Consider the following 25,328-nt stretch of genomic DNA (forward strand, 5'->3'; position numbering starts at 1 on the left):
CCCGCATCGCCGCGCTGATCGAGGCGCGGTTGCGGCGCCATGCGGACGAGTTGGCCGCCGATCTCGATCCGGCCGAGGCGGCGGCGATGCTGGAGGCCGTGCTGGAGACCGCCGCGCACCGGGCGCTGGAACAGCATCCCGCCGGCCTGCCGACCGCAAGGCTCGCGGCCCAGTGCCGGCGGATGATCATGGCCTATCTCACATGCCCGGCGGGGCGCTCGTGAGGGAAGTTTTCATGTTGGCCGCTCCTTGGGTGTCCCAAAGCGGGGTGCCGGGGATATGTTCGACAGTCGATGATGAGCCAGGTTCTCGGCAACCTGGAAAGCCATAAACGGCAGTATCAGATGGCGGAAACCGCCCGCGAGGCAGCCTTCGCAGCCGTCCAGGTGATTGAAGAGGACTTCGGTAGATCCGGTTCCGGTCAGATGCCCAAGCCAGGGTTCCAGCGCCTTGTTGCTGAGGTCTGTGCCGGATCGGTCGAAATACTTTGCTACATTGAGACATCCCTGCAGAAAGATGCCGCATAGTTCGCCATTTTCGTGGAATGTCCCTTTCTTGAATAGATTCCTGGCATAATCTCTTTTCTACAGCTGTTTGGTGGGATTCGAGCTGGTTGAAACAGACCGCTGAGAAAGGCTGTCACAACTGTTTTCAGGAAGCGTGGTGGTCGAGATGGTGATCAGGCCGGGTCCCGGATGACGTCCGCCCAGTCCGAGTTCTTTTCGGCTTCGCCGCGGACGAATGGGCAGAGCGGCACGATCTGCCGACCGCTTTCGCGGGCATCCTCCACCATCCGCTTGACCAGCGCCTGGGCCATGGTCCGGCTTCTCGCGCCTTTGGACATGGCAGTATAATAGGCCACGCGAAGCTGCGGAGTCGGATCGGTTACGACCAGCTCCACATGAGGCCCGGAGGGGCGGGCGATATAGCGAGCTTTTCCAATAAACTCTTCGTATTCGATTTGCATGGAGATCGACCTTTTTCAAGTATCGCCTTATTGATCGAAAAACTGACAGCTTCAGACCACGTGGTGGATGGTGCGCTATATCCCCGCTTCGTTTATGAAATGAATTTCAGCCTGCATCATGCCGTGTTTCATGCACAAGCAATGAACCGATGATCGCGACCATGGCTCCGAACACACCGCCGCCCAGATATCCGTAGATAATCGACGTAAGGCTCATGTCGAGAATCCAACAGGCAGTCGCGGTCAAAGCGATGATCATGATCGCCCATCCCGATACCAGAAAGAGGAATACGACGAGATAGGCCGATGGTTGATCATCATCCGAGCTCGAAAAGGGAGAGCAATCCCTTTGATTGGCGCTACTGGCAGGACGCTTGCGTTTCGCTCTATTCATGCAATGACCGATTTGAGAACCTGAATAATTTTCACTATCACGCCGATTGACGTGCCTGTCGCCGGGAGCCACTAACGCTCCCTTGTCCCGGATGTTTCTCTGGCTTGTCCCAAGGCTGAGATATCTGGCAGTCTGTTTCGTGACGTGGCGTCCGTCAGGGAAACGACTGCAGCGGCGCGCGGGCTGAAGGGGCAACGCATGACGGGTGAGCAGAAGGGTATCCGGGTGCTTCTGGTTGAAGATGAAGAGACGGTGCTGCAGCTTCATGGCGCCGTGCTGGTCGGTGCGGGTTGCGTCGTGGACGAAGCGCCCACTCTCGCCTGCTTCCGGGACAGGATTGCCCGCTCGCGTTATGACATCGTTCTGCTTGATCTGTGTTTGCCCGATGGCAATGCGCTGGAGGCGATATCCGAGATTCGCCGGGGCACGTCGGCCGGGATCATCGTCGCAACCTCGAACCGCGACCCCGACGATCGGCTGACCGGCCTGGAACAGGGAGCGGACGAATATCTGGAAAAGCCCGTGCATCCGCGCGAGCTGGTCGCGCGCGTGCGCAACCTTGCGGGGCGGCTCGCGGTCGCGAAGCGCGAGGAGAAGATGGAGTTGGTCCACCACTTCCAGGGCTGGAGCGTCGATCTGGCGGCGCGAACCGTCAGGCTTCACGACGGCGACACGCTGCAATTGACGGAAAACGAGTTTCGCCTGCTGGACGTGCTGATCCGAAACGCTGCGAAGCCGGTGCATCGGGAACGCCTGCTGACCGCGTTGGGCAGCGACGAGGAGGCAACGGACCGGGCGGTCGACAAGGCCATCTATCGATTGCGGGTCAAGCTGCATGCGGTCCTGGGCCATGCCACCCCCCTGATCGAGACGGTGCATGGCTTCGGCTATCGCTTCATCGCGGAGATCCTCTAGCATGGCCGGCGTCCCGCCGGACTCCCGGAGAGCCGCGATGGCCGATGAAGCTGAAAGCATGACCACCTTCGCCGTTCTGCGGCCGGATGGGCTGATCAGCTATTGCAGCGCGCCCTTTGCACACCTGCTTAGTTCCGAGGAACGGGTGGTTGTCGGCACGCCTATCGGTGCATGGCTTCGCCCCGTCGAGGGGGCGGCGTCCGGATGGTTCGCTGTCGTCCGGCAGTCAGAGGGACATCTTTTGCGGACAGGTGGGGTCGGGCAATTCCGTTACCGGCTCGATCCCATGGCCGGGGGCGGTGCGGTGCTGCATCTGATGCACGGGACCGGAAACCTCGACCCGATCTATGCGCGGGCCTTCCAGCTCAATCCCGGCCTGTCCGCCCTTTCGGTCCTGGACACCGGAGAGCATCTGGATGTCAACGACGCCTGGCTCAGGAACATGGAATATCGGCGCGATGAGGTGATCGGCCGCACCGCAAGCGAGATGCAGGTGTGGGAGCAGGGCGATACGAGCCGGACGGAAATCGTTCGCAGGCTGCGCGAGGATGGAAAGATCGAGAACTTCCAGGCCCGGATGCGGACGCGGACCGGTAAGCTGCGAGACATCCTGGTCAGCGCCGAGCTTGTCGAACATGCGGGCCGGAAGCTGGCCTTCTTTGCTTCGCACGACATCACCGAAGTGAAGAAGGCGCAAGAGGAACTCGAAGCGCTGAACCGGCAACTCGAACAGCGGATCGCCGAGCGGACCGCGGAGATCGTGCGGAAGAACCGCGAACTTGCCGAGGCGGCCGAACGCGCCCAGGCGGCGAACGAGGCCAAGAGCCAATTCCTGTCGGTCATGAGCCATGAAATCCGCACGCCGCTGAATGCACTGCTCAACATGGCCGAGTTGCTGATCGAGGACGGCAACCCTGCGCCCGCCGCGGCCCATCTGTCCGGCATCGCCAGTTCCGCACGCGCGCTGGCCGCCATCGTGGACGATGTGCTGGACTTTTCCCGCATCGAGTCCGGCCACCTGGAGATCTACCCCGCCGCGACGGATATCGGCCGGCTTTGCGAAGAAGCCGTGCGCGGCGTCGCGCCGCTGGCGCATCGGAAGGGGCTGGATATCGTCCTGACCTTCGGACAGCGGCTGCCCGCAACCGCGATGGTGGACCCGCTGCGGCTGCGCCAGATCCTGTTCAACCTTGTTGGCAATGCCATCAAATATACTCGGAAAGGCTGGATCGAGGTCAGGGCCGATGTCACGGGCGAAACCGCGGAACCCCAGTTGCTGGTCGAGGTGACCGATACCGGGATCGGCATCCGTCCCAACGATCTGGAGCGGATATTCGAACGATTTTCCCGCATCGGCGCTGATGCCAACCACGAGATCCACGGCGCAGGACTTGGCCTGAACATTTCGGCCGGGCTGGCCCGGGCCATGGGCGGCACGATCAGGGTCGAAAGCGAGGTCGACCGGGGCAGTGCCTTCCGCGTGACCTTGCCGCTGGTAACATGCGGCGAGCTTGCCGAGGACCCCTTGCGCCAACCCTTGCAAGGCCGCGTGGCCCTGCTCGGCCCGGCCACCAGGACTCGCGCGGCATTCGAAGCGATCCTGAAGAGGCAGGGGGTGGGTGCCTGCGTCCTCGATACCGCCGAGCCAGAGTTGGTCGCATCGTCTTCGGAAATGGACGCAGCGCTAATCATCCTGCCCATCGCTTCGGAGGGGTTGGATGCGAATGGCACCGCCAGCCTTTCGGACTGGTTCGCCGCAGCCAAGGCCCTGAGCGACAGGGTCTTGGTGTTGGCCCCGCTTGGAAATGCGTCCTATCGCACCCTGGCCGAGAAAAGCGGGCTTCGCGTGGAGGCTTATCCCCTGGCTCCGCCGAGGCTGCTTGCGGTCCTGCAGGGCAGGGCGGCGCCCGATCCGCGACCGGCGCCGGAGAAAGAGCTTTCGCTGGCGGGGATCAGGGTTCTCGTCGCCGATGACGGCGAGGAAAATCGGCTCGTCGCGCAATGGGTGTTGTCGGCCTCCGGTGCCCAGGTGATAACGATGGAGTCGGGCCGCTCGGCGATCGACTGCGCGATGAGGCAATCCTTCGACATCCTGCTGCTGGACCTGAGGATGCCCGATCTCAGCGGCTATGAAACGGCAGTTCGGATCAGGGCCCTGGGCGGATGGGCGGCCGACGTTCCCATCGTGGCGGTGTCGGCCAATATTGCCCCCGATAAGGCGCAGATGCAGGCGGCGGGGATCGACGGCTTTCTCGCCAAGCCCTTCACCCCTACGGCACTGCGCGCGAAAGTGCAGGGCCACCTGCGTCATTCGGCAGGTGATACCGAGCCGGACGATTCTATCAGGACGGATGCGACACCCGTGCTCGATGAGAGCTTTCTGGCCGCCCAGGTCACCTATGCCGGACCGGATGCGGTTGGGAAGGCGATTGCGGGTTTCCTCGGTAACTTGGACGGTCGGCTGTCTCGTATCTGGTCCGGCGCCGATGCAAGGGAGCGCGCCGATGCCGCCCATACGCTTGCCGGTGCGGCCGGCGCGCTGGGGCTGCTGGATCTGGCAACCCATTGCAGGCGGCTCGCGAGCGACAGGGGCGACAGCCCGACAGCGTCCTTGCGGCAAGACCGAGACATCCTGGCGTCAAGTGCGAGACGAGCCGTTGCCGCCTTGAGGGAGGTCAGGGATAAACTCGCTGCCGGTTCATCCCGACAGGAGTGAAACCTCCGGCTGCGGGCGACGCGGTGGGGATGAGAAAGGGGAGGCAGCGAGTCCGTCCGCGGGAGCGATCATGTTCGACTCAGAACTTTGCTGTCGTCGGAACGTGGGTGCCTTGGGGAAGAAAGGCGGAAGCGTCCGCCGGATCGCCCTGAGATGAGCAGGAAGATGCAAAACAGGCCAGCGGGGTGTTATTCGACCAGATATTCGTGTGGCTAATACCCGGATCAGCGATTACGCTGGCGCTGCGTTCAGCCTTGTGCAGGTCCCCGTGATGCCGGGTCCTGACGATTGAAGGCCACCCGATAAGATGCAACGCCGCGATGGCTTTAGTGAAAAGGTTCCATCGTGCTCGAATCCAAACCAAAGACACCATTGGCCGATCAGCATTTCTTTCTGTCGCCTCAGTTGAGCGAAGGCCAGAGTTCGGACGACGATATCGATCTGAACATCATCGCCAGCACCTATCGCTCGATCATCGATGAGCATGCTTTCGATGAGATGGTGGCGAGTTGGGAAGCCAAGCTCGCATCGTCCGGCGGAGATGCTGAGCATCCCAAAGTCTCCAAGGGGCTGTTCAGCCAGTTGCTGACCTTCCGCAACACCCTGGAAAAGCTGGATGTCCCGACGGAAAGCGACCCGCTGAAACTGGCGGTTTCCGAAGTGCCGGGACCGGCGACTGTGCTGTCTCCAAACGGCAATGTCGCGGTCATCAACATTGCGGGCGAACGCGCGTTCGGCAAGCGCCAGGGCGCGTTCATGGACGCTGCAGTCATCGCGCCGAATTCTCTGGAGGACTATCGTGCCCTGTTGCGTGCCGCCACCGGTCAGGGCAACGCGGCGCAAGCGATCCTGACGATCCTGCCGGCCACCGAGGGCTATGGCGAATCCTTCCTGGCCGAGAGCTACCTGATCCGCGTGCCGGGCCAGAGCGGCGCCCATATCGCCATCCGTTCCCTGGAAATCGCCTGGGGGCCGCGGATCGCCGAGCGGTTGCAACAGGCCTTCGGCCTGACGCAGGCCGAATCCGAGGTCGCGCATCTGTTCTTTCGCCTGCGCAACCTCGAATCGATCGCGACAGAGCGAGGCGTGTCGCTGCTGACGGTGCGCACCCAGATCAAGACGATCATGGCCAAGATGGGCGCCCCCTCGAATATCGACCTGATGCGCCTGCTGGCCATGATCGCCAGCCGTGAACATGTCGGGCTTCGGGGCGAAGCCCCTGTCTGGCACGATCCCCTGGGCCGCGAAAAGCTGATCGAGATGCCCGATGGCCGCAAGATCGCTTGGACCTGGATGGGCGCGAAGCGGGGCATCCCCGTGGTCATGCTTCGGGGATTGCCGATGACCTATCTGCTGCCTGGCGACGGAGAAGCCCGGCTGCGCGACGCTGGCATCTGTCTCTATGTTCCGTCGCGACCCGGTCACGGGAACAGCACCATGGACTCCTCGCTTGATGTGATGAGCGACAATCTTGTCGCATTGCGGGTCTTTCTCGACCAGGTCATCGGCCGCCCTTGCCTTGGCGTCGGATTGGCCAGCGGCACCTTGCCTCTGGTCGTCGAAGCGGTGGCAAATCCAGCGCGTTTCCACGGGATACTGGCAGTCGGTTTCTCGTGCGGGATCGATCCTTCGGGAGTCCAGCGCCTGCCGCAGATTCAACGCATCATGCTGCAACTCGCAGACAGCGCGCCATGGGTTGCCGAACTGATGGCCAAATCGGGACACCGGATGATGCGCCAGCACGGCCTGGACTGGTATCTGGAACGCGCCTTCCGCCATACGCCGCTGAACCAGCAAACGGTGCGTAACCCCGATTGGACGGCATTGATCCGGAACGCCTGTGAACATCTGCTGAAGCAGGGCCACGCGACCTTTGTGCGGGAATTGCAGCTTTCGCGCCACAGCATGGACACCGCGCTGCGCGAGTTGCTCATACCCATGCGATATCTGGCGCCCACCGAAGATCCCGGTATCGATCTTGCTTCGTGCAGGCAGCTGGAAAGGATCAATCCCTTGATCACCGTCGAGCCGGTCACCGATGCGGCCGAGTTGGTTTTTTACCAGCGCAATGACCTCATCCTTGATCGTATCATCGCCTTGGCACACCGAAACTGAGCTGCATACACCAATCGGCGTATGACAACGCGGATCGCCATCCTCTAGAGCGGCCACGCAGTGTGCACGGCTGGTGCGCAATAAATTGTTCAGCTTGGATATTGAGCGCCAGACCGATCTTCGGACTGGTGGTTTTGCAACGCGAGGGATTGATGAGCGACGCAACGATCATGCGGCGACGCCGCCAAGCACCGGAATACGTGGCCACCCCGGACATGGCAGCCTTCACCATCGGGCAGATTGCCATCACCGCGCTAAGGGAAGAGGGTGGGCTTTCCGTGGAAATACTGCGCAGGCACTTGGCTCGGGTCGCTTCCGGACAAGAGGATGCTGTCGCTAGCCGCGTGAGCCCGGACATGGCCCTGGGCGCGCTTCGTTATATCGAAACCTCCTTGCAGAACAAGGTAGCCTGAAGAGCTGGCCGCACCAGGCTGTCAGATCACTTTCTCTATTTAAAATTCTGCAATCATATCATTTTATTTATAGACAGGGGATGCGGCTTGCAATGCATCCTTCCAAGACGTGTTTCGACCCGCTCAGCGGGGAGGAGGTGGGGCACATTACTCGGCACCTCAGAGGAATTCGAGAGGCCCGGGTGAATTTTCTCGGTCAGAACGATGAACTGGAAGGGGCGCTGGATAACCTGCTCCAGGCTCTTTCGCCACCTGGCGCAGGATCCGCCCGCAGCGTGACGCGTTGCGGCCGGGGGGTTTGCCCGTCCCGCAGCAGATCAGCGCCTCGCGCCAAAAGCCCTCCGCGTGGCTGTCGTGGAACAGGTGGAAATGGCCGATGGCCCGCCGCCCGTAATCGGCGGGATGCAGCAATACCACCGTGCGGTCCGCGCCGGCATAATAGCCGAGCGTGCGGCGGATGGCAGACACGGTCCCCAACTCGTCATCCGCAACCGCGACCGCAAGGATATCCGCGCCCGGCACCTGCTATCATTTAGCGCAATGGTGACGTAGTGATGGCAAAACGATTCAGGCCAGACAATGCGCACTCATATTGCTGCTCTTCTCGCTCTCATGGTCGCCACCGGATGCGCGGTCGGTTCTGGTGCAGTGGTCAAGGGCGTCGGGCCGGACGATCTCCTGAAGCTTCGCGAAGGCCCTGGCCTCAATCACAACATCATCATCGGCCTGCCCGACGGAACGCGCCTCACCCGCCAGAACTGCGTCACAAATAACGGCAAGGTCTGGTGCAGAGTCTCGCTGACCGACCGGCCTGCTATCTCGGGTTACGTTTCAGCGGACTATCTGGCACATCGCTGACAGCAACTTGGCCCGTAGTTGCCCGTCACCCGATCTATGCTGCGCGGCGGTGTTTCCGAAAGTTGCCTATTGGATTACCGCTGCAGTAGCGTCTCGATCTACGTGGTCAGCGGAACATGTCCGTGCCTCATGCTTGACTGCAAATCCCCCGGCTGACACGCTCGGGCAACCCATCCCTTGAAGGTGAAGGCGGCGTAGAACAGCTGGATATCCCTGAAACCGGCGGTCGTCAGCAGCAGTTCGTCTTCCTCGGGCGGCAGGACGGGCAGCTGTTCCTTTATGCTGGAGATCCCGGCCATGGCCTGCGCCTCGGGCGTGCCTTCCGCGATCAGCCAAGCCGCATTGCGCCGCAACCAGAGATCCTGCTGCCCGCCTGTTAGCGGAAAGCTGTGATGGGCCATGACGAAGGGCGCCGCGGGGCGGAGTCGGCGATGCAGTTCGCGCAGGGTGCGCAGGCGTTCGTCTTGCGACAGGAAATGTAGGGTTAGCAGGCAGGTCGCGCCGTCGAAGGGACCCTTGGGGGCATCGTCGATATAGCCTTGGTGAAAGGTCACCCGGTCGCTGTCCTGGCCCAGGGTGTCGCGGGCCTGCCCGATCATCGCGGGCGAAGGATCGACGCCATCGAAGCGCCAGCCCGAATACGCCTGTGCAAAGGCTCGCAATTCCAGCCCGCCGCCGGCGCCGAGGACCAGGACCCGGCCATTTTCCGGCACATGTTCGGCCAGTAGGATCCCTGCCATGCGATGCATGTCGTGCAGGCTCGGGACATGGTGGGCGATGCGCGCGGCATAGCTGGCGGCAGCGCCCGGATGGGTCGCGCCGCTCATTCCGGCCAGACCAGCGAGCGGTGCAGCTGCGCCCCGGCCCATGCCCCGTCCCCCACCGCCAATGACACCGAATGCGGCGCCCGCGCGACATCGCCGCAGGCGAAGATGCCCGGAACGCTGGTTTCCTTGCCGTCGCCCGTCATGATCTGGCGGCCCATCGGCGTCTCGATCAGCGTGCAGCCGGCCATCTCGGCCAGCGCACTGGCCGGCTCGGTCCGGGTCGCGGTGAACAGCCCGGCGAAGGGCAGCACCCGGCCGTCGCGCAACTCGATATCCGCCGCGCCGGTCAACCGCGAGATCGGCGTCTCCTCGATCGTGACGCCGCGCGCCTGCAGGTCGGCGCGCTGTTCGGGATCGAGGCTCAGGGCGCTGTTGGTCAGGAAAGTCACCTCGCCCCATTCCGGCAAAAGCTGCGCCTGGTGGAGCGACATCGCACTGCTGGCGATGACCCCGATCCGGCCCTGATCCAGTTCGTAGCCGTGGCAATAGGGGCAATGGAACACCGTCCCGCCCCAGCGTTCGGCAAGGCCGGGAATCTCGGGCAGTTGATCGCTGACGCCGGTGGCCAGAAGGATGCGACGGCCCGCGAATGTGTCGCCCGCTTCCGTAGGAACCCGGAAGTCGTCCTTGCGGCCGGTGATGGTGCTGGCCGTGCCCTCGATCCATCTCACGGCAGGATAGGCCAGCAACTGGCGCCGGGCCTCGGCCCAGATGATTGCCGGGTCGACCCCGTCCTGCCCCAGAAAGCCGTGCGAATGGCTGGCGAAACGGTTGCGCCGCTGCCCGGCGTCGATCACCACCACCTTGCGGCGGGCACGCGCCAGTTGCAGGGCAGCGGCCATCCCGGCATAGCTGCCCCCGATCACGATCACGTCCTGCATGTCCTACTCCTGCGTGGCCCGCCTTTGCGCATGGCGGCGGGCGAAATCCCGGGCCAGATCGGCCAGCGTCACATCGGCGAAACGCGCCATCAGCAGCACCTCGGCCTCGGCGAAGGCGCCCTTGAGCGCGGCATTGACCGATTGCTCGACCAGGCATTCCGGCGTCTCGTTGCGGTTGCCGATGGCGAAGATCGCCGGCTCGCCCAGGGCTTCGTGCAACCGGCGCAGGCTGACCGTTTCCAGATCGGCCGAAATGCGCCAGCCGCCCGAATGGCCGCGCTCCGCCGTCACCAGCCCAGCCTTGCGCAAGAGACCCATGGTCCGTCGCACCACGACCGGATTGGTGCCGAGGCATAGCCCGAGTGCCTCGGAGGTCATCGGGCCGTCCTGCTCGGCCATGTGCAGCAGGGCATGAAGGACCGAGGAAAGGCGGCTGTCGCGTTTCATGTAACTATATATGTTACGATTCGAGGCGAGCGTCAAGATGCGCACGGCTTCCCGTCACCAGGGCATCCCACCACCCGACGCGACCTTTCCGGGTCTGCACGGCGTCAACCTCACCCTGGCTACGGTGATCTTCGGCACGGTCCACGATGCGTTCGAGTTGGGTGTGACTGACGTCGAAGGTGATGCGCTGCGCCAGCAGCTACTGGCGATGTGCCAAGCCAATCTGCAGATAGGGGGGCATAGCGGCCCTTAGCGGATAATCGGCACGCGCGAATGCTGCGACTCGGCTGTCTCCAAGGCTGCCATTCAGCCGATGCTGCAGCAAGATGCTTGAGATCACCTCTTGCCAACTGTGCAAGCCATGCCGTCTATCATCGCCGCGAGCTTCATGAGATCGGCCGCGTAAAACCCGGCGGCATTGATGCAGTTCGTCTCCACCAGCCGCAGACCTTCCTCGGTGCGGCAGATGTCCATGACATAGGCGGGCGAATACCCCCCGTTCAGCCGGGCCAAGGTCTGGGCGAATTCAAGCGCGTCCTGATCGATCTCATGGCGATAGGTGACGCGTGCACCCTCCTTGTAGAGCGAATAGGTGACGACATCGCCGTTCACGATCCAGATGCGCCACTCCTTCAGGATCCGGGCCGGCGGGGTCAGCATCATCAGCGTGTCCGGGCGCAAGGAGCCATTGGGTATTTCGCCCGGATCAAGCGACATGACCTTGCGGGCCGTCTCGCGAATCTCCGCAGCGGTCTTGACGTTTCCCGCCTGTTCCTTGCTGTCGGCGACCGGACGAATGAACCAGTGACGGCCATCGTCCGGCAGTCCCGCCTCGATCTCGCCGACGCGAAGAAACGTCGCATCCGGCCCGTTGAGCATGAAGGGTTGCCACGGCTTCTCGTGGACGAAGGGCGCTACTCGGAAAACACCCGGATGGAAGCCTTTTGCTTCGGCGTATCGCCACAGCGTGTAGGAGCCGAACATTACCACGGCTTGCGGGTCGCGCACCTCCGGCTCGGGCACCAGATCGCCGACGAAGGGAACCACCTTGTGCCATGAATAGGAAATGCCCAGCCGGTCCAGCGCATCCGCCAGCTTCTGCGTGTCCTCGAACCGCTGAAGAATCCACTGCATCCCGTTTCATATCCCTTGCCGCAACACTTCGCTGGAGAGCATGGAAGCGTTCGAAAGCCAATGACCGCTTGGAATGTTGCGCAACCTGCTGCGGCGCTTCATCGACATATCACGCTGCGCGGCCCCATCCGGGGCAAAATGAAACGGCCGGCGAGAGACAACCCGACAAACCTCTGGTGTGAATAGGCAGCGACCGGCCACCCTCAGTTCGCGATCAGCGCGAAGGCCAGCCATGTGTCGTCCTCCACGTCCAGGCGCCCCTCTATCGCGTCCAGCTTGGTGTGGCGCATCGCCTCGTCATAGGAACCGGTTGCGGCCAGATGGGCATAGAACCTGTCCATGAAGATCGCCGCGCCGCGGTCGCCGACCGGCCAGCGGGCCAGCAGGCTGCGGCGGGCGCCGGCGATGGCCAGTGCGGAAGGCAGACCGTTCAGCCCCTCGACATAGCTGCGGTCGCCCTGTGCGGTGTCGCAGGCCGACAGCACGACCAGGTCCACGCCCGACAGATCCCAAGAGGCGACCTCGGCGGCATAAAGAATCCCGTCATCGGCGGCTTGCCGCGCCTCGTCGCCATTCCCTGCCCCGGCCAGCGCGATGCCTGCCCGCCACAAGGGCGCGGTTTCGCCCGCCTCGACCGGCCGGAAAAAGCCATGCGTCGCGAAATGCAGGATGCGGCGGCCGCCGGAGGTCGCGCGGACCTCCGCCTCGCCGGCATCGGTGCCGCGCAATATCTCGGGCTCATAGCCGGCGGCCGTCATGCGCGCGGCAATGGCCTCCACCTCCGGCCCCGAGGCGGGCAGCGCCGACATGCCGTCCGGCCCGTAATCGACAGCGCCGACCAGCAGCATCGGGCCGGGCTGCGCAACCTGCTCGCGATCCGCGGGCGGGATCGCGCGCGCATTGCGCAGGATGCGCACATCGCGGGTCTCGATCAGGGGGCGGCCCTGGCCGTCCAGCAAGCCGTCGAAGGGGATCAGATGCGTCACCCCGTCCGGCACCACGAACAGCCGCCCGACCTTGGCGACGCGGGCGCCGAACCGGCCGACCGTCATGTCATGAAGCTTGCGACGCGCCGCCTCGGTCATCAGCTTGCCGTCCGGCGGGATCAGCGCCTCGAAATCGGCGGCAAGCCCCAGGTCGGCCAGCATCGCGTCGCCGCCGTGCCAGGCCATCATCGCGAAGATCCGCTCCTCGACCTTGCCGCTGGCCGAGCGCAGGGGGACGCTGAGGAAATCCAGCACCGCCTCGCCCTCGGCCAGTCCCGCAAGGATGGCCTCATAGGACCGCTGCCCTTCGCCCTCCAGCCGGGCGAGCCCGCCGATCCGTTCGGCCAGCCTGGCCTCGGCCATGGCCAGATCGGCATCGGTCGCATCCGGACGCGACAGGCTTTCCGCACGCAAGGCGCGGACCCGTTCCAGCAGCGCCAGGTCCTCGGGCGGCAGACGGTCGCGGAGGCCGTCCAGCAAGGCGCGTTCCAGGCTTCCGGGGGCCTTCCATTCGACCAGAAGCCGGCCGACAAGCTGCATGACCTGCGGCTTGTCCCGCAGCGCGTGGAAGCTGTAGCGCATGATATCGCCGATATTCTCGCGCGTCGTCGTCGCCACCTGTTCCAGCGTAGCGGGGTCCGAGGTCGAGGCGAACTCCCGCCGCGACCAGATGCGCAGACGGCGTTCCAGCTCGACATAGGTGGCGAGGCTTTCCTCGGTGTCCAGCGCGCTTTCGCTGCGGGCCACGTTGGTCAGCATCGCCAGCGTCGTCGGATGATACGGGCCATGCCAGGCATCGGCGAGGCGCAGCGACAGGCGGTTGAGCGCAAGTTCGGTCCGTTCGTCGCCCCGTCGCCCGGCAATCCCCGCCAGCCGGTTGGCCAAAAGGACGTTATCGCCGCTGGGCTCCGCCCGGTCCGAGATGGCGTCCAGATCGAAGCCCTCGGCCGGGGCGGTGCCGGTCAAGGCCGCGATCATGTCGCGTTCCAGCCGCATGTCGCGCGTCAGGGGGTTATCGGGGCCACGCGTGCCTTCCAGCGTGGCGGTGATGGCGTCGTAATGCGCCTTGGCCTCGTCGGGCCGGTCCAGCCCAACCAGGTCGAGCGCGAGGTTCTTGCGGCTGGTCAGCGTCGCGGGATGCGCGGGGCCGAGATTGGCCTCGCGCCAGCCGTAGGCCTCGCGATCCAGCGGCTCAGCCTCGGCGAAGCGGCCAAGGGTGCGCAGCACCGCGGCAAGGTTGTTCGCCTGCAGCATGGTGTCGTCGCTGTCGCCCAGGGCACGCCTCGCCCGTTCCAGCGCATCCCGCAGCAGCGGCATGGCCGAGGCGGGCCGGCCGGCAAAGGCATAGGTCTGGCCCAGCCCGCCGATGGCCGCGATGGTATGGGCGCTGTCGGGGCCCGCCACGGCTTCGAGGATCTCGATGGCGCGCCGGTGATGGTCGATGGCCGCGTCATGGCGCCGCCGGTCGCGGTCCAGGATGGCGGCGTTGAAATGCGTGATGCCAAGCGAGAGGCTGGCGCCGTCCTCCTCCAGCGCGGCGATCAGGCGGGCGAAGACCTGTGCGGCCTCGTCAAGCGCGCCGCCGTCCTGGAGCACGATGGCGGTGTTGTTCAGCATCCGCAGGTAAAGCTCGGGGTCCCCTTTGGCCAGGACCGCGAAGGCTTCCTCGCGCAGCGCCCGCGCCTCGTCATGCCGGCCCTGCTGATCGAGCAGGCCGGAAAGCGTCAGCCGGCCGGCCTGCAGGGCGGGGGCGTCCTCCCCCCATGTGTCGCGGCGGAACGCGACCAGCCGGCGCGCGGCCGAGATGGCCATGTCCAGCCGCCCGGTCATGCTGGCGGCCTCGACCAGCAATTCCTGCCCGGCGTCGAACAGCTCCGGTGCGGCTATCGCCGCTTCCGTCAGACGCGGCCCAAGGGCCTCCAGCGCCAGGTGCGGCTGGCCGGTGGCATTGGCGATCTCGGCCAGCCGAACCGCGATTTGCAGCGCCTCGGACCCCTGCGCCTGGTCCAGAAGCAGGCGATAACCCTCGAGCGCCTCCGCATGGCGCCCGGCATCGACATGAGCTTCGACGGCCTCGATGGTCGGCAGTTTGACGGGCCGCGCATGGACGGGTGCGATACAGCACCATCCGGCAAGAAGCCCCGCCAGCAGGATCGAGGCAGTTCCGCGTATGGCCGGCATGGGCAACGTCCCCCAGCTTCCGATGCCGCCCAGTGATAGGGTGGTTTCCTGCGGGATCCAATCCGCTTGCAGCCCGTATCGCACACGCCACCGCTCCGGCTCGGTGGTGCCACTTTCCCGCCCTTCCCGATGCTTGTAGCCTTCGACGGAGGCCCCAAAGCAGGAAGCACAGCATGACTACCCCGACCCTTGCACGGCTGACGCGGCGGTCGCTGCTGGGTGCCGGGCTGGCCTGCCTTGCCCTGCGGCCGGCAAGCGCGGCCCCGGAATGGCGCCATATCGATCCTGTCGCCATCACCGCCGAGGACATCGCCTGGTTCCGGGCCTGCCGCGCCGTCTGGATCGACTGCGAATCCGGCGCGCCCGGCATCGTCCCCGGCGACATGACGCTGGAGGATTACGCCGCCGAGTTCGACAAGCCCTCTTCCACGATCATCGCGCGTATGGAGCGGCTGGTCTGCACCTTCTTCCTGCATGCCCGCTTCACGCCCGGCACTTACGCCTTCCGCCAGCCCGTCGAGGGCAGGGCCAGCTTCACCGTGACCCCGGACCACATCCGCCTGCTGCAAACGACCAGTTGGCGGGGCAGCGTGATCGACTGCAAGCGGCCCTATGGCGACTACGTGCATTTCGAGATCGACATGGCCCGCGCGCTTGGCCTGCCGGTCTTCCTGAGCCCCGAGGGTTATGACGAGATCGGCCCGGAAAACGAGGCGCGGATGGATGCGCTGCACGGCGAGATGCTGTTCGTGCTGCAAGCCTATCTGGAACATGCCGAGATGCGGCCGGGCGACTGGTTCATTCCCTATGACGGCTGGGAGGGCATCGTGATGCCGCGCTGCGTGCCGGTCGGTGCGGACCAGGTGGCGCGCTACAAGGCCGCCATGGCGGCGATCACCTTCCGGGGGATGTGGGAGACGCCCTATGACCTGGTCGTGCCCAGGATCAATGCCTCGGTCGCATTGTTTGCCGTGAAGGGCTGAAGCGGGATGTCCCGCAAGGGATCGATATCACGCCTCGTTGCCGGTCCGGACCGCGTCGGCTACCAAGCCGCGAAAGCACAACGGGATGGGACGATCATGAAAGCTCTGCTGGCTGCCGGACTGCTGCTTTGCGCAACGGCTGCACCCGTGCTTGGCAGTCAGGCTGACTGCCAAGCCGATCTGGATCTCCTGCGCGCGGCACTTGGCGATGCGTTCGCCCCCGACGACGCGAACCCTTTCGCCGCTTTGGAGCCCGTCAGCGAGGACGGCCGCTGCGTGCTGCGCGATCTGGCGGTGCAGATGCCGGACGGCGCCGCCCCGGGGATGCTGGAGGCGCAGGAGATTTCCTGGCGCGCGACCTGGCCTGACGAGGCGCCGGGCGGGGTGCCGCAAAGCCTGGTCCTGGACGTAAGCGGCGCGCGAATGGTGCCGCAGCTGCGGGACATGGCGGATATGGCCTATCAGATGCGGCTGACCGCCGAACTGAGCAGCACCGACCTGCATCTCGACTACGCGATCGACCCGGCGGCAAAGCGGCTGGTGCTGAGCAGCCTGGATGTGGCGCAGACCGGCGGCAACCGCCTGGCCCTGAGCGGCACGGTCGAGAATTTTGACCTGGCCGCCCTGACGGCACAGCCGCCGCAACTGGACAAGGTGATGCAGTTCCGGCTGACGGATCTGGACCTCAGGCTGCGCAATGCCGGCCTGTTCGAGAGCATGGCGATGCTGTGGCTGAGCGCGATCCAGCCGCAATTCGGCGACACGCCGGAGGCCGCGGTCGACAATGTCAAGGCATGGCTCACGGAACAGATCGGCGCCATGCCCGATTACCTGGTGACGCAGGACAGTCGCGTGGCCATGGCGGCGATGGTGGCCACCCTGCCGCATCCCGAGGGGGTGATGCACCTGAAGCTGAGCACTGAGAACGGCATCGCCGGTCAGGATGTGATGCCGGCCTTCCTGCTGGGACGACCGACCTGGGCGATGCTGGAGCAGCCCCTGGCCGGGGTTCGGCTCTCGGCGGACTGGCAGCCGCCGGAAGCGTGCGATTGCGATGCAGACTGGTAGAAGGGCGTTGCCGGTTCGGACGGCCACCCTTCGGCATTCGCATTCCGGGAAGGAACCGGCATGACACCCTTTCTCCTGCGCCCGGCCACCGATGCGGACCGCGACCGGATCGCCGCGATCTGGCATGCCAGTGCGAGCCTGCCCGGCGTGGGCCCGCCATCGATGCCGAGCCGGGCCGAGCTTCGCCGAAGGGTCGATGAGGACATGGCCGGTGGCTGGGAGGTCACGGTGGCCGACAGCGGGCACGAGATCCTCGGCTTCGTGGCGATCCGGCCCCGGGATGGCATCCTGGCGGAACTGTTTCTTTCTCCCAGGTGCATCGGCGGCGGGATCGGCAAGGCGCTCCTGGATCATGCCAAGGCGGCCATGCCCGGCGGCTTCACCCTGTTCACCACCTCGGAAAACAGCCGCGCCCGGCATTTCTACGAACGCGAGGGGCTGATCGCGCTGCGCGAGGAGCCGCATCCCCGGTCCGGCCATCCGGTGACCTATTACGAATGGGTCGGCGCAGGAACATGAACGCAGGCCGGGGGGCAGGAAAACCCCAACGCCCGTTGACGAGTCAAGCCAGGGTAGCTGGTGCCCGAACTGGTCTGGCCTCGGTGCGCAGAGCCCCGGCCATGCAACGTGACGAAAGGTGTCCGAGCCGCCGCCCTCACGCTATGGGCACGGTTCCCCCGTCGATCACATGTTCCGTGCCGGTGATGACTGCTGCCCGATCTGAGGCGAGAAAGGCGATCAGGCTGGCCACCTCGGCCGACTTCGCGAGACGGCCGCCCTGCCGCTTGGCAAGCCGCAGTACTATCGCCACCGGCCGCATGGTCCGCCTGCTGGAGGAATGGACCCCGCCGCACCCGGGCTTCTGCCTGTATTCCCCCGGCCCGAATCCGCCGGTGAGGTTCACCGCCTTCCTCGCGATGGCGCGAGAAAGGGCGGCCCAAGGGGGCAGATAGGCCCGTTGCGGCCTATACATATGAGCGACTTCCGCAGCCACGCCAGGCTCTCGATTGCGAACCGCAGCCGGCACATGGCGAGCGACGGCACCATCCCCGGCCGGTGATCTGGCCCGAAGCGGTCATTCGAGATCCCCTCGCGCAGGCGGTCTGCCTCCCCTTAGTCGGCATAGAGGCCGCCACTAAACAACACTTGCGAAAGCGAAGATTTTACGAGTAGCTGGCAAGTGATGCAACTATTCATGGAAGGTCACTGCCAGATATGTTGCTGGAACATCTGATATTCAAGAACGGACCTAAGCCCGAGGCACCCCCGCTTGAGATCGCTCCGGGGCGCGTGACCATATTTGTCGGCCCTAACAACGGTGGTAAAAGTTCCGCTCTTCGCGACATCACCAACGAATTCGTCTTCAATCAGGCTCACGACCAGCATGTGGTTTCTGAGGTGAGAGTTGCGAATATTACAAGGGAGCGAGCAGAGCAAAAGATTTCAAAATTCCGCGTTCCAGAAGTTGGAGAAACACCCGAGCGGCGGATATTCATGCGCAGGAATATGGGCCGTCAGGAGGTTAATGAGCAATATCTTCTTGATAACCTATTGAATCAATTCAATCAGCGGCCGCGCGATCAAAACTACAACTGGCAATACATTTCTCAGCATCTATTAAGTATGTTCGCGCTCAATCTAACGGGCGAGAGCCGTCTGGGGCTTGTAAATCAGTCTCAGGCACAAAGATTGATCGATCCGGCCCAGACGACGATCGCAGCCTTGTTCCAAGACGATGCTCTTCGACATGCTCTATCGGATATCATCTATGATTCGTTCCAGATGCATCTCGTGATTGATGCCACCGACATGGGATCATTCGCATATGCATTGTCAGAAACGAGGCCGCCTGCTGAAATCGAGCGCGCTTTTACGGCTGAGGCCATCGAGTTTTTTCGAAATTCGCACGCTCTTTCCGCATCGAGCGATGGGACAAAAGCGTTTGTTGGCGTTCTGTCGGAGGTCATTGCAGGCGATGTGGAAGTTCTAATCATTGATGAGCCGGAAGCATTTCTACATCCCGGCCTCGCCTACACGCTTGGCAGGCAGATATGGCTCAAATCGGTGCAGACAAGCAGCTTTTCGCTGCGACGCACAGCCCGCATTTCCTAATGGGTTGCCTTTCAGCGGGCTTACCGATCGATGTTGTGCGACTCACGCATCGGGCAAGAAGAGGAACGGCGCAGCTATTACCTGCGGCGCGGCTGTCACAAATGATGAACGATCCCCTGCTACGATCTGTGGGGGTGGTCTCGGCCTTATTTTATGAATCTGCTGTAGTCGTTGAGGCGGATGCCGATCGCGCATTCTATGAGGAGATCAACAATAGGCCAAATCTATACTCTCCGCCAAGCGTCCGCCATGCAACATTTCTCAATGCTCACAACAAGCAAACGGCCTCAGAAATCGTGGCGGAGCTACGCCAAGTTGGCGTGCCGTCAGCGCTGGTAGTTGACATCGACTGGATCAAAGAAGACGGGCAGGTCTGCACCAAGTACCTCAATGCCGCTGGCATACCAGAAGGACTGCGACAGGGCCTACGAAACACACGTCAAACCGTGAGAGCATATCTTCATGCTGCCAACCCTGATTATAAAAGACAGGGAGGGATCGCCCTGCTAACTGGCGATGAGCTTGCTACAGCGGTAGCGTTTTTCAACCAGATGGAGACCTATGGCCTGTTCACGGTGCGCGCTGGAGAACTTGAATCATGGTTACCCCATTTGAACTGTAACCGTAATAAATCGGTCTGGCTGGGCGAAATGTTCGCCGCACTGGGATCGGACCCGTCCCTTGCCGCATATGTAAGACCCGCACAGGATGATGTGTGGGAATTTTTACGCAACATAGCGGCTTGGGTCTCAAACACAGATAGACTGGGGATGGGAACCTAGAGTTGCTGAACAGACGTACGGTCATTTTCCGCCCATGTCGCCGCCGCCCCCTCAGCTATCGACCTGCGGGGTGAGGCTCCTGCGGATCTCCTGCCCATCCCGGCCCGGCGGCGATCCGAACAGGCGGCGATATTCCCTGCTGAACTGCGACGGGCTCTCATAGCCGATGGCGTAGCCGATCCGGGCGACATCGGCACTGTCGGAGAGCAGCAGGCGGCGCGCCTCCTGCAGGCGAAGCTGCTTCTGGTACTGCACCGGCGTCATCGCCGTGACGGACTTGAAGTGGCGGTGGAAGGTCGCGGGGCTCATCCCGGCGACCTCGGCAAGCTGGCGCACATTCAGCTGATCCGCGAAGCCCTCGCGGATGCAAGCGATGGCCCGGCCGATCCGCGCCATGTGGCTGCCCGCAAGGCCGATCTGGCGCAGCGCCGGACCCATCGGCCCGTTCAGCAAAAGCCAGGTGATCTCCCGCCGGATCAGCGGTGCCAGGATCGCGATGTCGCGCGGCCGGTCGCACAGAGCCATCAACCGGCAGAGAGGATCGGCCAGATCCGATCTGAGCGCATGGACCGCCAGCGCCGCACCGGCGGGGGCATCGTCGATTCCATCCAGTTCCAACAGCAGGTCGGAGATCGTCGCGGGGTCCAGCGCAAGGCTGAAAGCTAGATAGGGCCGCTCTGGCGTCGCGCGGGTGATCTCGGCCCGGATCGGCACCTCCATCGACGCGATCAGGCATTTCCCGGCGTCATAGCGATAGGCGCGCTCGCCAAGCATGCTGGTCTTGGCGCCCTGCGCCACGACGCAGAGCGACGGGCGGTAGACGGCATGGATCGGCCCGGTCGGCGCGGTGACCGAGGTCAGGAACAGCCCCTCGATCGGGGTTTCCCGGCCATGCGCCTGCCACTGGCGGGCGATCAACTCCTTGAGCGGAGCAAGATGCTGGTTTTCCATGCCGCACAATCTAGGATTCCTGCGCGCGGTTCACAGCCCGAAATCGGCGCGCATGAGAGGATCGTGCAAGGATTTGCGAGGATCGGCGTCGCGATCCTGGGCAGGGCAGCCCTATTTTCGCCCTGACCCGGCGGCATTCCGCCCCCGACGTCTCCGACATGAAGGAACATCCCATGCGCTACCGCACTCTCGGCCCCAGCGGCCTGCTGGTCTCGGAACTCTGCCTCGGCACCATGACCTTCGGCGGCTCGGACGGCATGTGGGGCCAGATCGGCCAGCTGCGCCAGGACGAGGCCGACACGCTGGTCAAGGCGGCCCTCGATGCCGGCATCAACTTCATCGACACCGCCAATGTCTATGCCGGCGGCGAAAGCGAGCGGATCCTCGGCCAGGCTATCCGCAACCTCGGCATTCCGCGCGACGAGGTGGTGATCGCGACCAAGGTTCTTGGGCCGATGGGCGAGGGCCCGAACGCCCGCGGCGCCTCGCGCGGCCATATCATGGCGCAGGCCAAGGCCAGCCTGGAGCGGCTGCAGATGGATCACATCGACCTCTACCAGATCCACGGCTTCGATCCGCTGACCCCGATTGCCGAGACGCTGGAAGCGCTCGACACGCTCGTGCGGCAGGGCCATGTGCGTTATATCGGCCTGTCGAACTGGGCGGCCTGGCAGATCGTCAAGGCGGTCGGCATCACCGAGGCGCGCAAGCTGGCGCCGATCCTGTCCCTGCAGGCCTATTACACGCTGGTCGGCCGCGATCTGGAACGCGAGATCGTGCCGATGCTGCAAGCCGAAGGCATCGGCTTGATGGTCTGGAGCCCGCTGGCGGGCGGGTTCCTGTCGGGCAAGTACAGCGATGGCAGCACCGGGAACGACGGTCGCCGGGCGAGTTTCGACTTCCCGCCGGTCGATCTGGCGCGCGGCGATGCCGCCATCGCCGTGATGCGCGGGATCGCATCGGCCGAGGGCTGCACGGTGGCGCAGGTGGCGCTGGCCTGGCTTCTGCACCAGCCGGTGGTGACCAGCGTGATCGTCGGGGCCAAGCGGATAGATCAGCTGCAGGACAACATCCGCTCGACGGAGGTGGCCCTCACCGCCGAGGACCTGGCGGCGCTCGACAGGGTGACGAGGCTCCCCGCCGAATATCCGGGCTGGATGCTGGAACGCCAGTCGCAATATCGCGCGGCCTTCGCCTCACGGAAGGGCTGAGATCCCCGCGTCGCCCCGCCCGTAGGCGCGGGGTGACGGCGCTGGTGCTGGGCGGCGTTCGAACGGTTGAGACTATGCTCGAATCTGATATGATCGAGCATGAAGGAGATGTCGCCATGCCCAACGTCCATCTGACGGAACCGATGCGGGATTATGTCGAGGGCCAGATCAGGTCCGGTGCCTATGCCAACCTCAGCGAGGTCGTGCGCGCTGGGATCCGCCTGCTGATGGAGAAGGACGGCGCAAGACAGTTCTATGCGCTGAAGGCGGAACTTGAGGAAGCTGCCGCCGCAGCCGAGGCAGGGGGCTTTGCGGAGTTCGACGCCCGTGCCTTCGAGCCGGACGCCTTCCGAGGCTGACCCTCCGAATGGTGATCAGGCTATCCGACCTTGCCCGGCAGGATCTGGAGGAGATCCGCCAATATACGGTCGAACAGTGGGGCAGGGAGCAATGGCTGCGCTATTATCGGGGTCTCGCTTCCGCATTCGAGCGGATTGAGCAGGCGCCGCTCTCGGGCCGGCCGCGAGATCTGTTCCTGCCGGGGATGCGTTCGATCAGTTACGGAAAGCACATCATCTTCTACGCGCCGATCAAGGCCGCGGGAGGCGCGGTCGTCGTGCTGCGGATACTGCATCAGAGGCGGCACCTTCCCGCGCTGGTCTATTACGAAGACATTGAATGAAATCGGCTTCGGGAGCTTTTTCGTGCTGCGGGACGCCTCTGGACCGGGAAGTGCCAGCCACACTTGAAAGCCCGACAGGAACTGGATATTCTGTTTTTATACAGATACTTACAGGGAGTGTTGATCTCGGTAGTTGCGAGTCCGCGCAACGATGTCTTCGTCGTTCTGGCCGCGGGGGATGCGACGCTGCGTGGGGCTGTGCTGTGCCAGCGCGCGGCACGGCTTGCGCTCCGTTGCACGCGGCTGGGCCGAACCTGGTCGATGCAGGCCCGACAGGGCGAGGGGCTGAAAAGCCTTCTCGTGCTGTCGCCGTCAGGATCGGCTTCCAGCGTCGGATCGGCAACCGCCTTGCGCAGCCGGTCCTTCTTCTGGAGGTCCTTCCACTGGCGCAGCCGGTCCCGGCTCATGCCGCCGAGCTGCAATAGGTCAGCGCGGAAACGCCGATCTGGCGCCATCGTCCTGCCCTGGCCGCGCAGCACTTCAACCCGCCGCAACTTCGGCTTGTGCCGCTTCCGTGCCATTGCGCCCCGTGCTTCATGGCCGGAACCATCTTCCAGGATGGACCCGTTCAAGGGAGGTGGATCGGTCGCGGACGATTGCATCCCTGCTCCGGGCGCGTTAGTTGCAATGACTACCAGTCGCCATTGCCCGCATTGGAGGGACGATCCCGTGGATATCGCAAACCCGCTTCAGACCCTTATTGCTGACCTGCAGGGCCTGCATTTCAGCGACTACGAATCCCGTGCCTATCTGGGGTTGCTGAAGATCCAGCCCGCGACCGCCTATGAGGTGGCCAAGGAAGCGGGGCTTCCCAAGGCGAATGCCTATTCGGTGCTGGAAAGCCTGGTTCGGAAGGAGGCGGTGCAGCCGGTTTCCGAAAGCCCGGTCCGCTATACCGCGACGCCGCCGGACGTGCTGCTGTCGGCCATCGTCGAGACGACCGAGCGGCGCGCGGCCCGGATCAAGGAAGGGATCAGCAAGCTCGGCAATGTGCCGCAGCAGGAATATGTCTGGTCGATGACCGGGGCGCATGCCATCAACTCGCGTATCTCGCAGATGATCGACGCCTCGACCACGCATCTCTGGATCAAGGGGTCGGAGGACAATCTCGAGGGGCATCTCGACCAGCTCGAGGCGGCCGCGCGGCGCGGGGTGGACGTGCTGATCGTGCTGTTCGGCACCAAGGTCGAGCAGTTCTCCTGCGGGGGCCGCATCACGGTCATGCTGCACGAGGGCAATGGCATTCCGGTGGCGATGGCCCCCTATCTGATCAGCATCACCCGCGATTTCGAGGAGGCGCTGGTGGCCGAGTTCGGCAGCCAGCCGCACGGTTCCTATACGCGCAACAAGCCCCTGGTGAACATCTTCGACAGCCTGATCCGGCACGAGATCTATTTTTGCGAGATCTTCGCCATCTTCGGCGACGAGATCCAGAACCGCTTCGGCCCGGCCCTGTTCGAGCTGCGGCAGAAATACCTTCCCCCTCCGCAGGTCGAGACGCTTCGCAAGCTGATCGGCGTTGGGGACGACGCGAACCCCTGAGGCCCGCGCCGCATTGGATCGCGACGCCGGGTCCCTGCCGTTACCCGCAAGCGCCGCGCATGGCGGATGACCGGCGGTCGTCCTGTCCGTTGCGCGGCGGTCCTGGCGGATTTTCTGCAGGCCGATCCGCTGTCCGGCATGCCGGCGGAGGGCGGGGGCCGCGGCCAGCGGTCCCGCCCCTGGTGCTATTGCAGCAGGCCCAGATCGGTGAGCGAGGCCCTGAGCCGGTCGCGCTCGGTCGCGAGGAAGGTCATCGTCTCGTCGTGGCCCTTGACGTTTTCGGTCCAGTAATTCTCCGCGACTTCCTTTTTCCAGGCGTCGGTCGCGGCCATCTTCTGCAAGGCATCCTCCCAGAAGGCGATCTGCTCGGGCTCCATGCCTTGCGGGCCGATCACGCCGCGGAACGGGCCATAGACCACGTCATAGCCGAGTTCGGTCCATGTCGGCACATCAGACAGCGCCCCGCCCAGCCGCTCGGGCGCGCTGACCGCCAGGCATTTCACGTCGCCCGACCGGACATATTCCGCAAAGCTCGCGGCGGGGGCGATGGAAAAGTCGATATGCCGGCCAAGAAGCGCCGTCACCGCCTCGGACGCGCCCTTGAAGATCACGGTCTTGGGTTTCATCACGTCGAAGCCCACCGCCCCGGCAAGCTGCGCGAAGGCCACGTGGTTGTGGTTGCCCGGCGTGGTGGCGAAGCCGAAGCGGATCGCCTCGGGTTTTTCCTTCAGCGCCGCGACCAGATCCGCGGCGGTTTCCAGGTCGCTGTCGGCATGGACGGCAAAGCAGAGATATTCCGAAACCAGCGTCGCGATGGGGGTCAGGGCCTCGAAGGTCATGGGCGAGGTGCCCCGCAGCTCGTCGGTCAGGATGTTGGGCGAGGTGATCGAGATATAGTGCATGTCGCCCGGATGCCGGTTCATCGAGGCGAGGCCGACCGCCCCGCCGGCGCCGGGCTGGTTGATGACGTTGATCGGCTGGCCGACGATGCCGTCCTCCAGCACGCGCTCGATCGCTCGGGCGGTGCGGTCGAAGCCGCCGCCGGGCGAGGCGCCCACGATGATCTCGATCACGCGGGTCGGCTCGGCAGCCTGTGCGGCGGCGGCGCCTGCGGCCACGGCCAGGGCCATTGCAACGATGCGGCTGAATGCAGCCATGGTGTC

General features: G+C 64.1%; 28 protein-coding genes. 17 read left to right on the forward strand and 11 right to left on the reverse strand.

Going from position 1 to position 25,328, the window contains the following annotated elements; translation table 11 throughout:
* Nucleotides 1-224, forward strand: a 224-nt coding sequence (locus IT40_RS29225) for a hypothetical protein (protein WP_036753039.1), incomplete at its 5' end; no start/stop codon positions are given.
* Nucleotides 225-296: 72 nt separating this feature from the next.
* Nucleotides 297-527, forward strand: a complete 231-nt coding sequence (locus IT40_RS08235; protein ID WP_147307299.1) for a hypothetical protein — start codon at nt 297-299, stop codon at nt 525-527.
* Between the two features lie 152 nt (nt 528-679).
* Here the strand turns inward: IT40_RS08235 and IT40_RS27450 are convergent, their stop codons facing one another.
* Both IT40_RS27450 and IT40_RS28490 read right to left on the reverse strand, forming a co-directional pair.
* Nucleotides 680-967 (reverse strand): GNAT family N-acetyltransferase, encoded by a 288-nt coding sequence (locus IT40_RS27450; RefSeq protein WP_036753045.1) that lies wholly within the window; start codon nt 965-967, stop codon nt 680-682.
* A 106-nt stretch (nt 968-1,073) separates the two neighbouring features.
* Nucleotides 1,074-1,433 carry a hypothetical protein gene (locus IT40_RS28490; RefSeq protein WP_147307298.1) on the reverse strand — a complete coding sequence of 120 codons (360 nt, stop codon included), beginning with the start codon at nt 1,431-1,433 and terminating at the stop codon, nt 1,074-1,076.
* Nucleotides 1,434-1,559: 126 nt separating this feature from the next.
* Here IT40_RS28490 and IT40_RS08245 point away from each other — a divergent pair, with 126 nt between their 5' ends.
* The 4 genes from IT40_RS08245 to IT40_RS08260 all read left to right on the forward strand — a co-directional run bounded on the left by IT40_RS08245 (nt 1,560) and on the right by IT40_RS08260 (nt 7,520).
* On the forward strand, nt 1,560-2,276 hold the full coding sequence (locus IT40_RS08245; protein ID WP_011746429.1) for a response regulator transcription factor: 717 nt from the start codon (nt 1,560-1,562) through the stop codon (nt 2,274-2,276).
* Nucleotides 2,277-2,313: 37 nt separating this feature from the next.
* The gene (locus tag IT40_RS08250) at nt 2,314-4,992 is read left to right on the forward strand and encodes a hybrid sensor histidine kinase/response regulator (protein WP_166436112.1); all 2,679 of its coding nucleotides are present in this window, start codon (nt 2,314-2,316) and stop codon (nt 4,990-4,992) included.
* A 345-nt stretch (nt 4,993-5,337) separates the two neighbouring features.
* Entirely contained in the window at nt 5,338-7,107 is a 1,770-nt protein-coding gene (locus IT40_RS08255; protein ID WP_036753050.1) for an alpha/beta fold hydrolase, read from the forward strand.
* A 152-nt stretch (nt 7,108-7,259) separates the two neighbouring features.
* Complete coding sequence (locus IT40_RS08260; protein ID WP_072464335.1) at nt 7,260-7,520, forward strand: hypothetical protein; 261 nt, start codon at nt 7,260-7,262, stop codon at nt 7,518-7,520.
* Nucleotides 7,521-7,679: 159 nt separating this feature from the next.
* On the opposite strand, the gene IT40_RS29520 is transcribed toward IT40_RS08260, so the two are convergent.
* Nucleotides 7,680-8,042, reverse strand: coding sequence for a hypothetical protein (locus tag IT40_RS29520; protein ID WP_208021350.1), 363 nt, complete (start codon nt 8,040-8,042; stop codon nt 7,680-7,682).
* Between the two features lie 57 nt (nt 8,043-8,099).
* On the opposite strand from IT40_RS29520, the gene IT40_RS27460 reads away from it, so the two are divergent.
* Nucleotides 8,100-8,378 (forward strand): SH3 domain-containing protein, encoded by a 279-nt coding sequence (locus IT40_RS27460; protein ID WP_084196970.1) that lies wholly within the window; start codon nt 8,100-8,102, stop codon nt 8,376-8,378.
* Nucleotides 8,379-8,476: 98 nt separating this feature from the next.
* Here IT40_RS27460 and IT40_RS08265 read toward each other — a convergent pair whose 3' ends face one another.
* From IT40_RS08265 to IT40_RS08275, 3 genes are read right to left on the reverse strand one after another with little or no spacing between them, the layout of a single operon-like run.
* The gene (locus IT40_RS08265) at nt 8,477-9,247 is read right to left on the reverse strand and encodes a class I SAM-dependent methyltransferase (protein WP_244274004.1); all 771 of its coding nucleotides are present in this window, start codon (nt 9,245-9,247) and stop codon (nt 8,477-8,479) included.
* A complete protein-coding gene (locus tag IT40_RS08270; RefSeq protein WP_036753053.1) occupies nt 9,202-10,086 on the reverse strand; it encodes an NAD(P)/FAD-dependent oxidoreductase in 885 nt (294 codons plus the stop codon). The genes IT40_RS08265 and IT40_RS08270 overlap by 46 nt, the downstream gene beginning before the upstream one ends.
* 3 nt (nt 10,087-10,089) lie before the next feature.
* Complete coding sequence (locus tag IT40_RS08275) at nt 10,090-10,533, reverse strand: RrF2 family transcriptional regulator (protein ID WP_036753055.1); 444 nt, start codon at nt 10,531-10,533, stop codon at nt 10,090-10,092.
* A gap of 10 nt (nt 10,534-10,543) precedes the next feature.
* Between IT40_RS08275 and IT40_RS08280 the strand changes: the two genes are divergently transcribed.
* Nucleotides 10,544-10,786, forward strand: a complete 243-nt coding sequence (locus IT40_RS08280) for a hypothetical protein (RefSeq protein ID WP_036753057.1) — start codon at nt 10,544-10,546, stop codon at nt 10,784-10,786.
* A gap of 83 nt (nt 10,787-10,869) precedes the next feature.
* Here IT40_RS08280 and IT40_RS08285 read toward each other — a convergent pair whose 3' ends face one another.
* Nucleotides 10,870-11,667, reverse strand: a complete 798-nt coding sequence (locus IT40_RS08285) for an ATP-grasp domain-containing protein (RefSeq protein WP_036753059.1) — start codon at nt 11,665-11,667, stop codon at nt 10,870-10,872.
* Nucleotides 11,668-11,870: 203 nt separating this feature from the next.
* The gene (locus IT40_RS08290) at nt 11,871-14,834 is read right to left on the reverse strand and encodes a CHAT domain-containing tetratricopeptide repeat protein (RefSeq protein WP_036753060.1); all 2,964 of its coding nucleotides are present in this window, start codon (nt 14,832-14,834) and stop codon (nt 11,871-11,873) included.
* Nucleotides 14,835-15,007: 173 nt separating this feature from the next.
* Between IT40_RS08290 and IT40_RS08295 the strand changes: the two genes are divergently transcribed.
* From IT40_RS08295 to IT40_RS08305, 3 genes are all read left to right on the forward strand, one after another.
* Complete coding sequence (locus tag IT40_RS08295) at nt 15,008-15,817, forward strand: hypothetical protein (RefSeq protein ID WP_036753061.1); 810 nt, start codon at nt 15,008-15,010, stop codon at nt 15,815-15,817.
* 96 nt (nt 15,818-15,913) lie between these two features.
* Entirely contained in the window at nt 15,914-16,885 is a 972-nt protein-coding gene (locus tag IT40_RS08300) for a hypothetical protein (RefSeq protein WP_084196972.1), read from the forward strand.
* Between the two features lie 60 nt (nt 16,886-16,945).
* Nucleotides 16,946-17,404 (forward strand): GNAT family N-acetyltransferase, encoded by a 459-nt coding sequence (locus IT40_RS08305; RefSeq protein WP_036753064.1) that lies wholly within the window; start codon nt 16,946-16,948, stop codon nt 17,402-17,404.
* A gap of 136 nt (nt 17,405-17,540) precedes the next feature.
* Here IT40_RS08305 and IT40_RS27465 read toward each other — a convergent pair whose 3' ends face one another.
* Complete coding sequence (locus IT40_RS27465; RefSeq protein ID WP_084196974.1) at nt 17,541-17,705, reverse strand: SDR family oxidoreductase; 165 nt, start codon at nt 17,703-17,705, stop codon at nt 17,541-17,543.
* Between the two features lie 395 nt (nt 17,706-18,100).
* On the opposite strand from IT40_RS27465, the gene IT40_RS27470 reads away from it, so the two are divergent.
* Together IT40_RS27470 and IT40_RS28495 are read left to right on the forward strand one after the other, a co-directional pair.
* A complete protein-coding gene (locus tag IT40_RS27470; RefSeq protein ID WP_084196976.1) occupies nt 18,101-18,997 on the forward strand; it encodes an AAA family ATPase in 897 nt (298 codons plus the stop codon).
* A 101-nt stretch (nt 18,998-19,098) separates the two neighbouring features.
* Nucleotides 19,099-19,779: a hypothetical protein gene (locus IT40_RS28495; RefSeq protein WP_157034069.1), complete on the forward strand. Its 681-nt coding sequence runs from the start codon at nt 19,099-19,101 to the stop codon at nt 19,777-19,779.
* A gap of 51 nt (nt 19,780-19,830) precedes the next feature.
* On the opposite strand, the gene IT40_RS08315 is transcribed toward IT40_RS28495, so the two are convergent.
* Nucleotides 19,831-20,730, reverse strand: a complete 900-nt coding sequence (locus IT40_RS08315; protein ID WP_036753066.1) for an AraC family transcriptional regulator — start codon at nt 20,728-20,730, stop codon at nt 19,831-19,833.
* 173 nt (nt 20,731-20,903) lie between these two features.
* Between IT40_RS08315 and IT40_RS08320 the strand changes: the two genes are divergently transcribed.
* From IT40_RS08320 to IT40_RS08335, 4 genes are all read left to right on the forward strand, one after another.
* Nucleotides 20,904-21,941: an aldo/keto reductase gene (locus IT40_RS08320; protein WP_036753219.1), complete on the forward strand. Its 1,038-nt coding sequence runs from the start codon at nt 20,904-20,906 to the stop codon at nt 21,939-21,941.
* A gap of 32 nt (nt 21,942-21,973) precedes the next feature.
* Entirely contained in the window at nt 21,974-22,300 is a 327-nt protein-coding gene (locus IT40_RS08325; protein ID WP_243700200.1) for a type II toxin-antitoxin system ParD family antitoxin, read from the forward strand.
* An 8-nt stretch (nt 22,301-22,308) separates the two neighbouring features.
* On the forward strand, nt 22,309-22,623 hold the full coding sequence (locus IT40_RS08330) for a type II toxin-antitoxin system RelE/ParE family toxin (protein ID WP_036753068.1): 315 nt from the start codon (nt 22,309-22,311) through the stop codon (nt 22,621-22,623).
* Nucleotides 22,624-23,292: 669 nt separating this feature from the next.
* Entirely contained in the window at nt 23,293-24,165 is an 873-nt protein-coding gene (locus IT40_RS08335; RefSeq protein WP_036753071.1) for a TrmB family transcriptional regulator, read from the forward strand.
* A 185-nt stretch (nt 24,166-24,350) separates the two neighbouring features.
* Here the strand turns inward: IT40_RS08335 and IT40_RS08340 are convergent, their stop codons facing one another.
* Nucleotides 24,351-25,322: a tripartite tricarboxylate transporter substrate binding protein gene (locus IT40_RS08340; protein ID WP_036753075.1), complete on the reverse strand. Its 972-nt coding sequence runs from the start codon at nt 25,320-25,322 to the stop codon at nt 24,351-24,353.
* Nucleotides 25,323-25,328 lie beyond the last annotated feature (6 nt).

Origin of the sequence: Paracoccus versutus (genome assembly GCF_000763885.1) — a bacterium.
GTDB lineage: Bacteria > Pseudomonadota > Alphaproteobacteria > Rhodobacterales > Rhodobacteraceae > Paracoccus > Paracoccus versutus.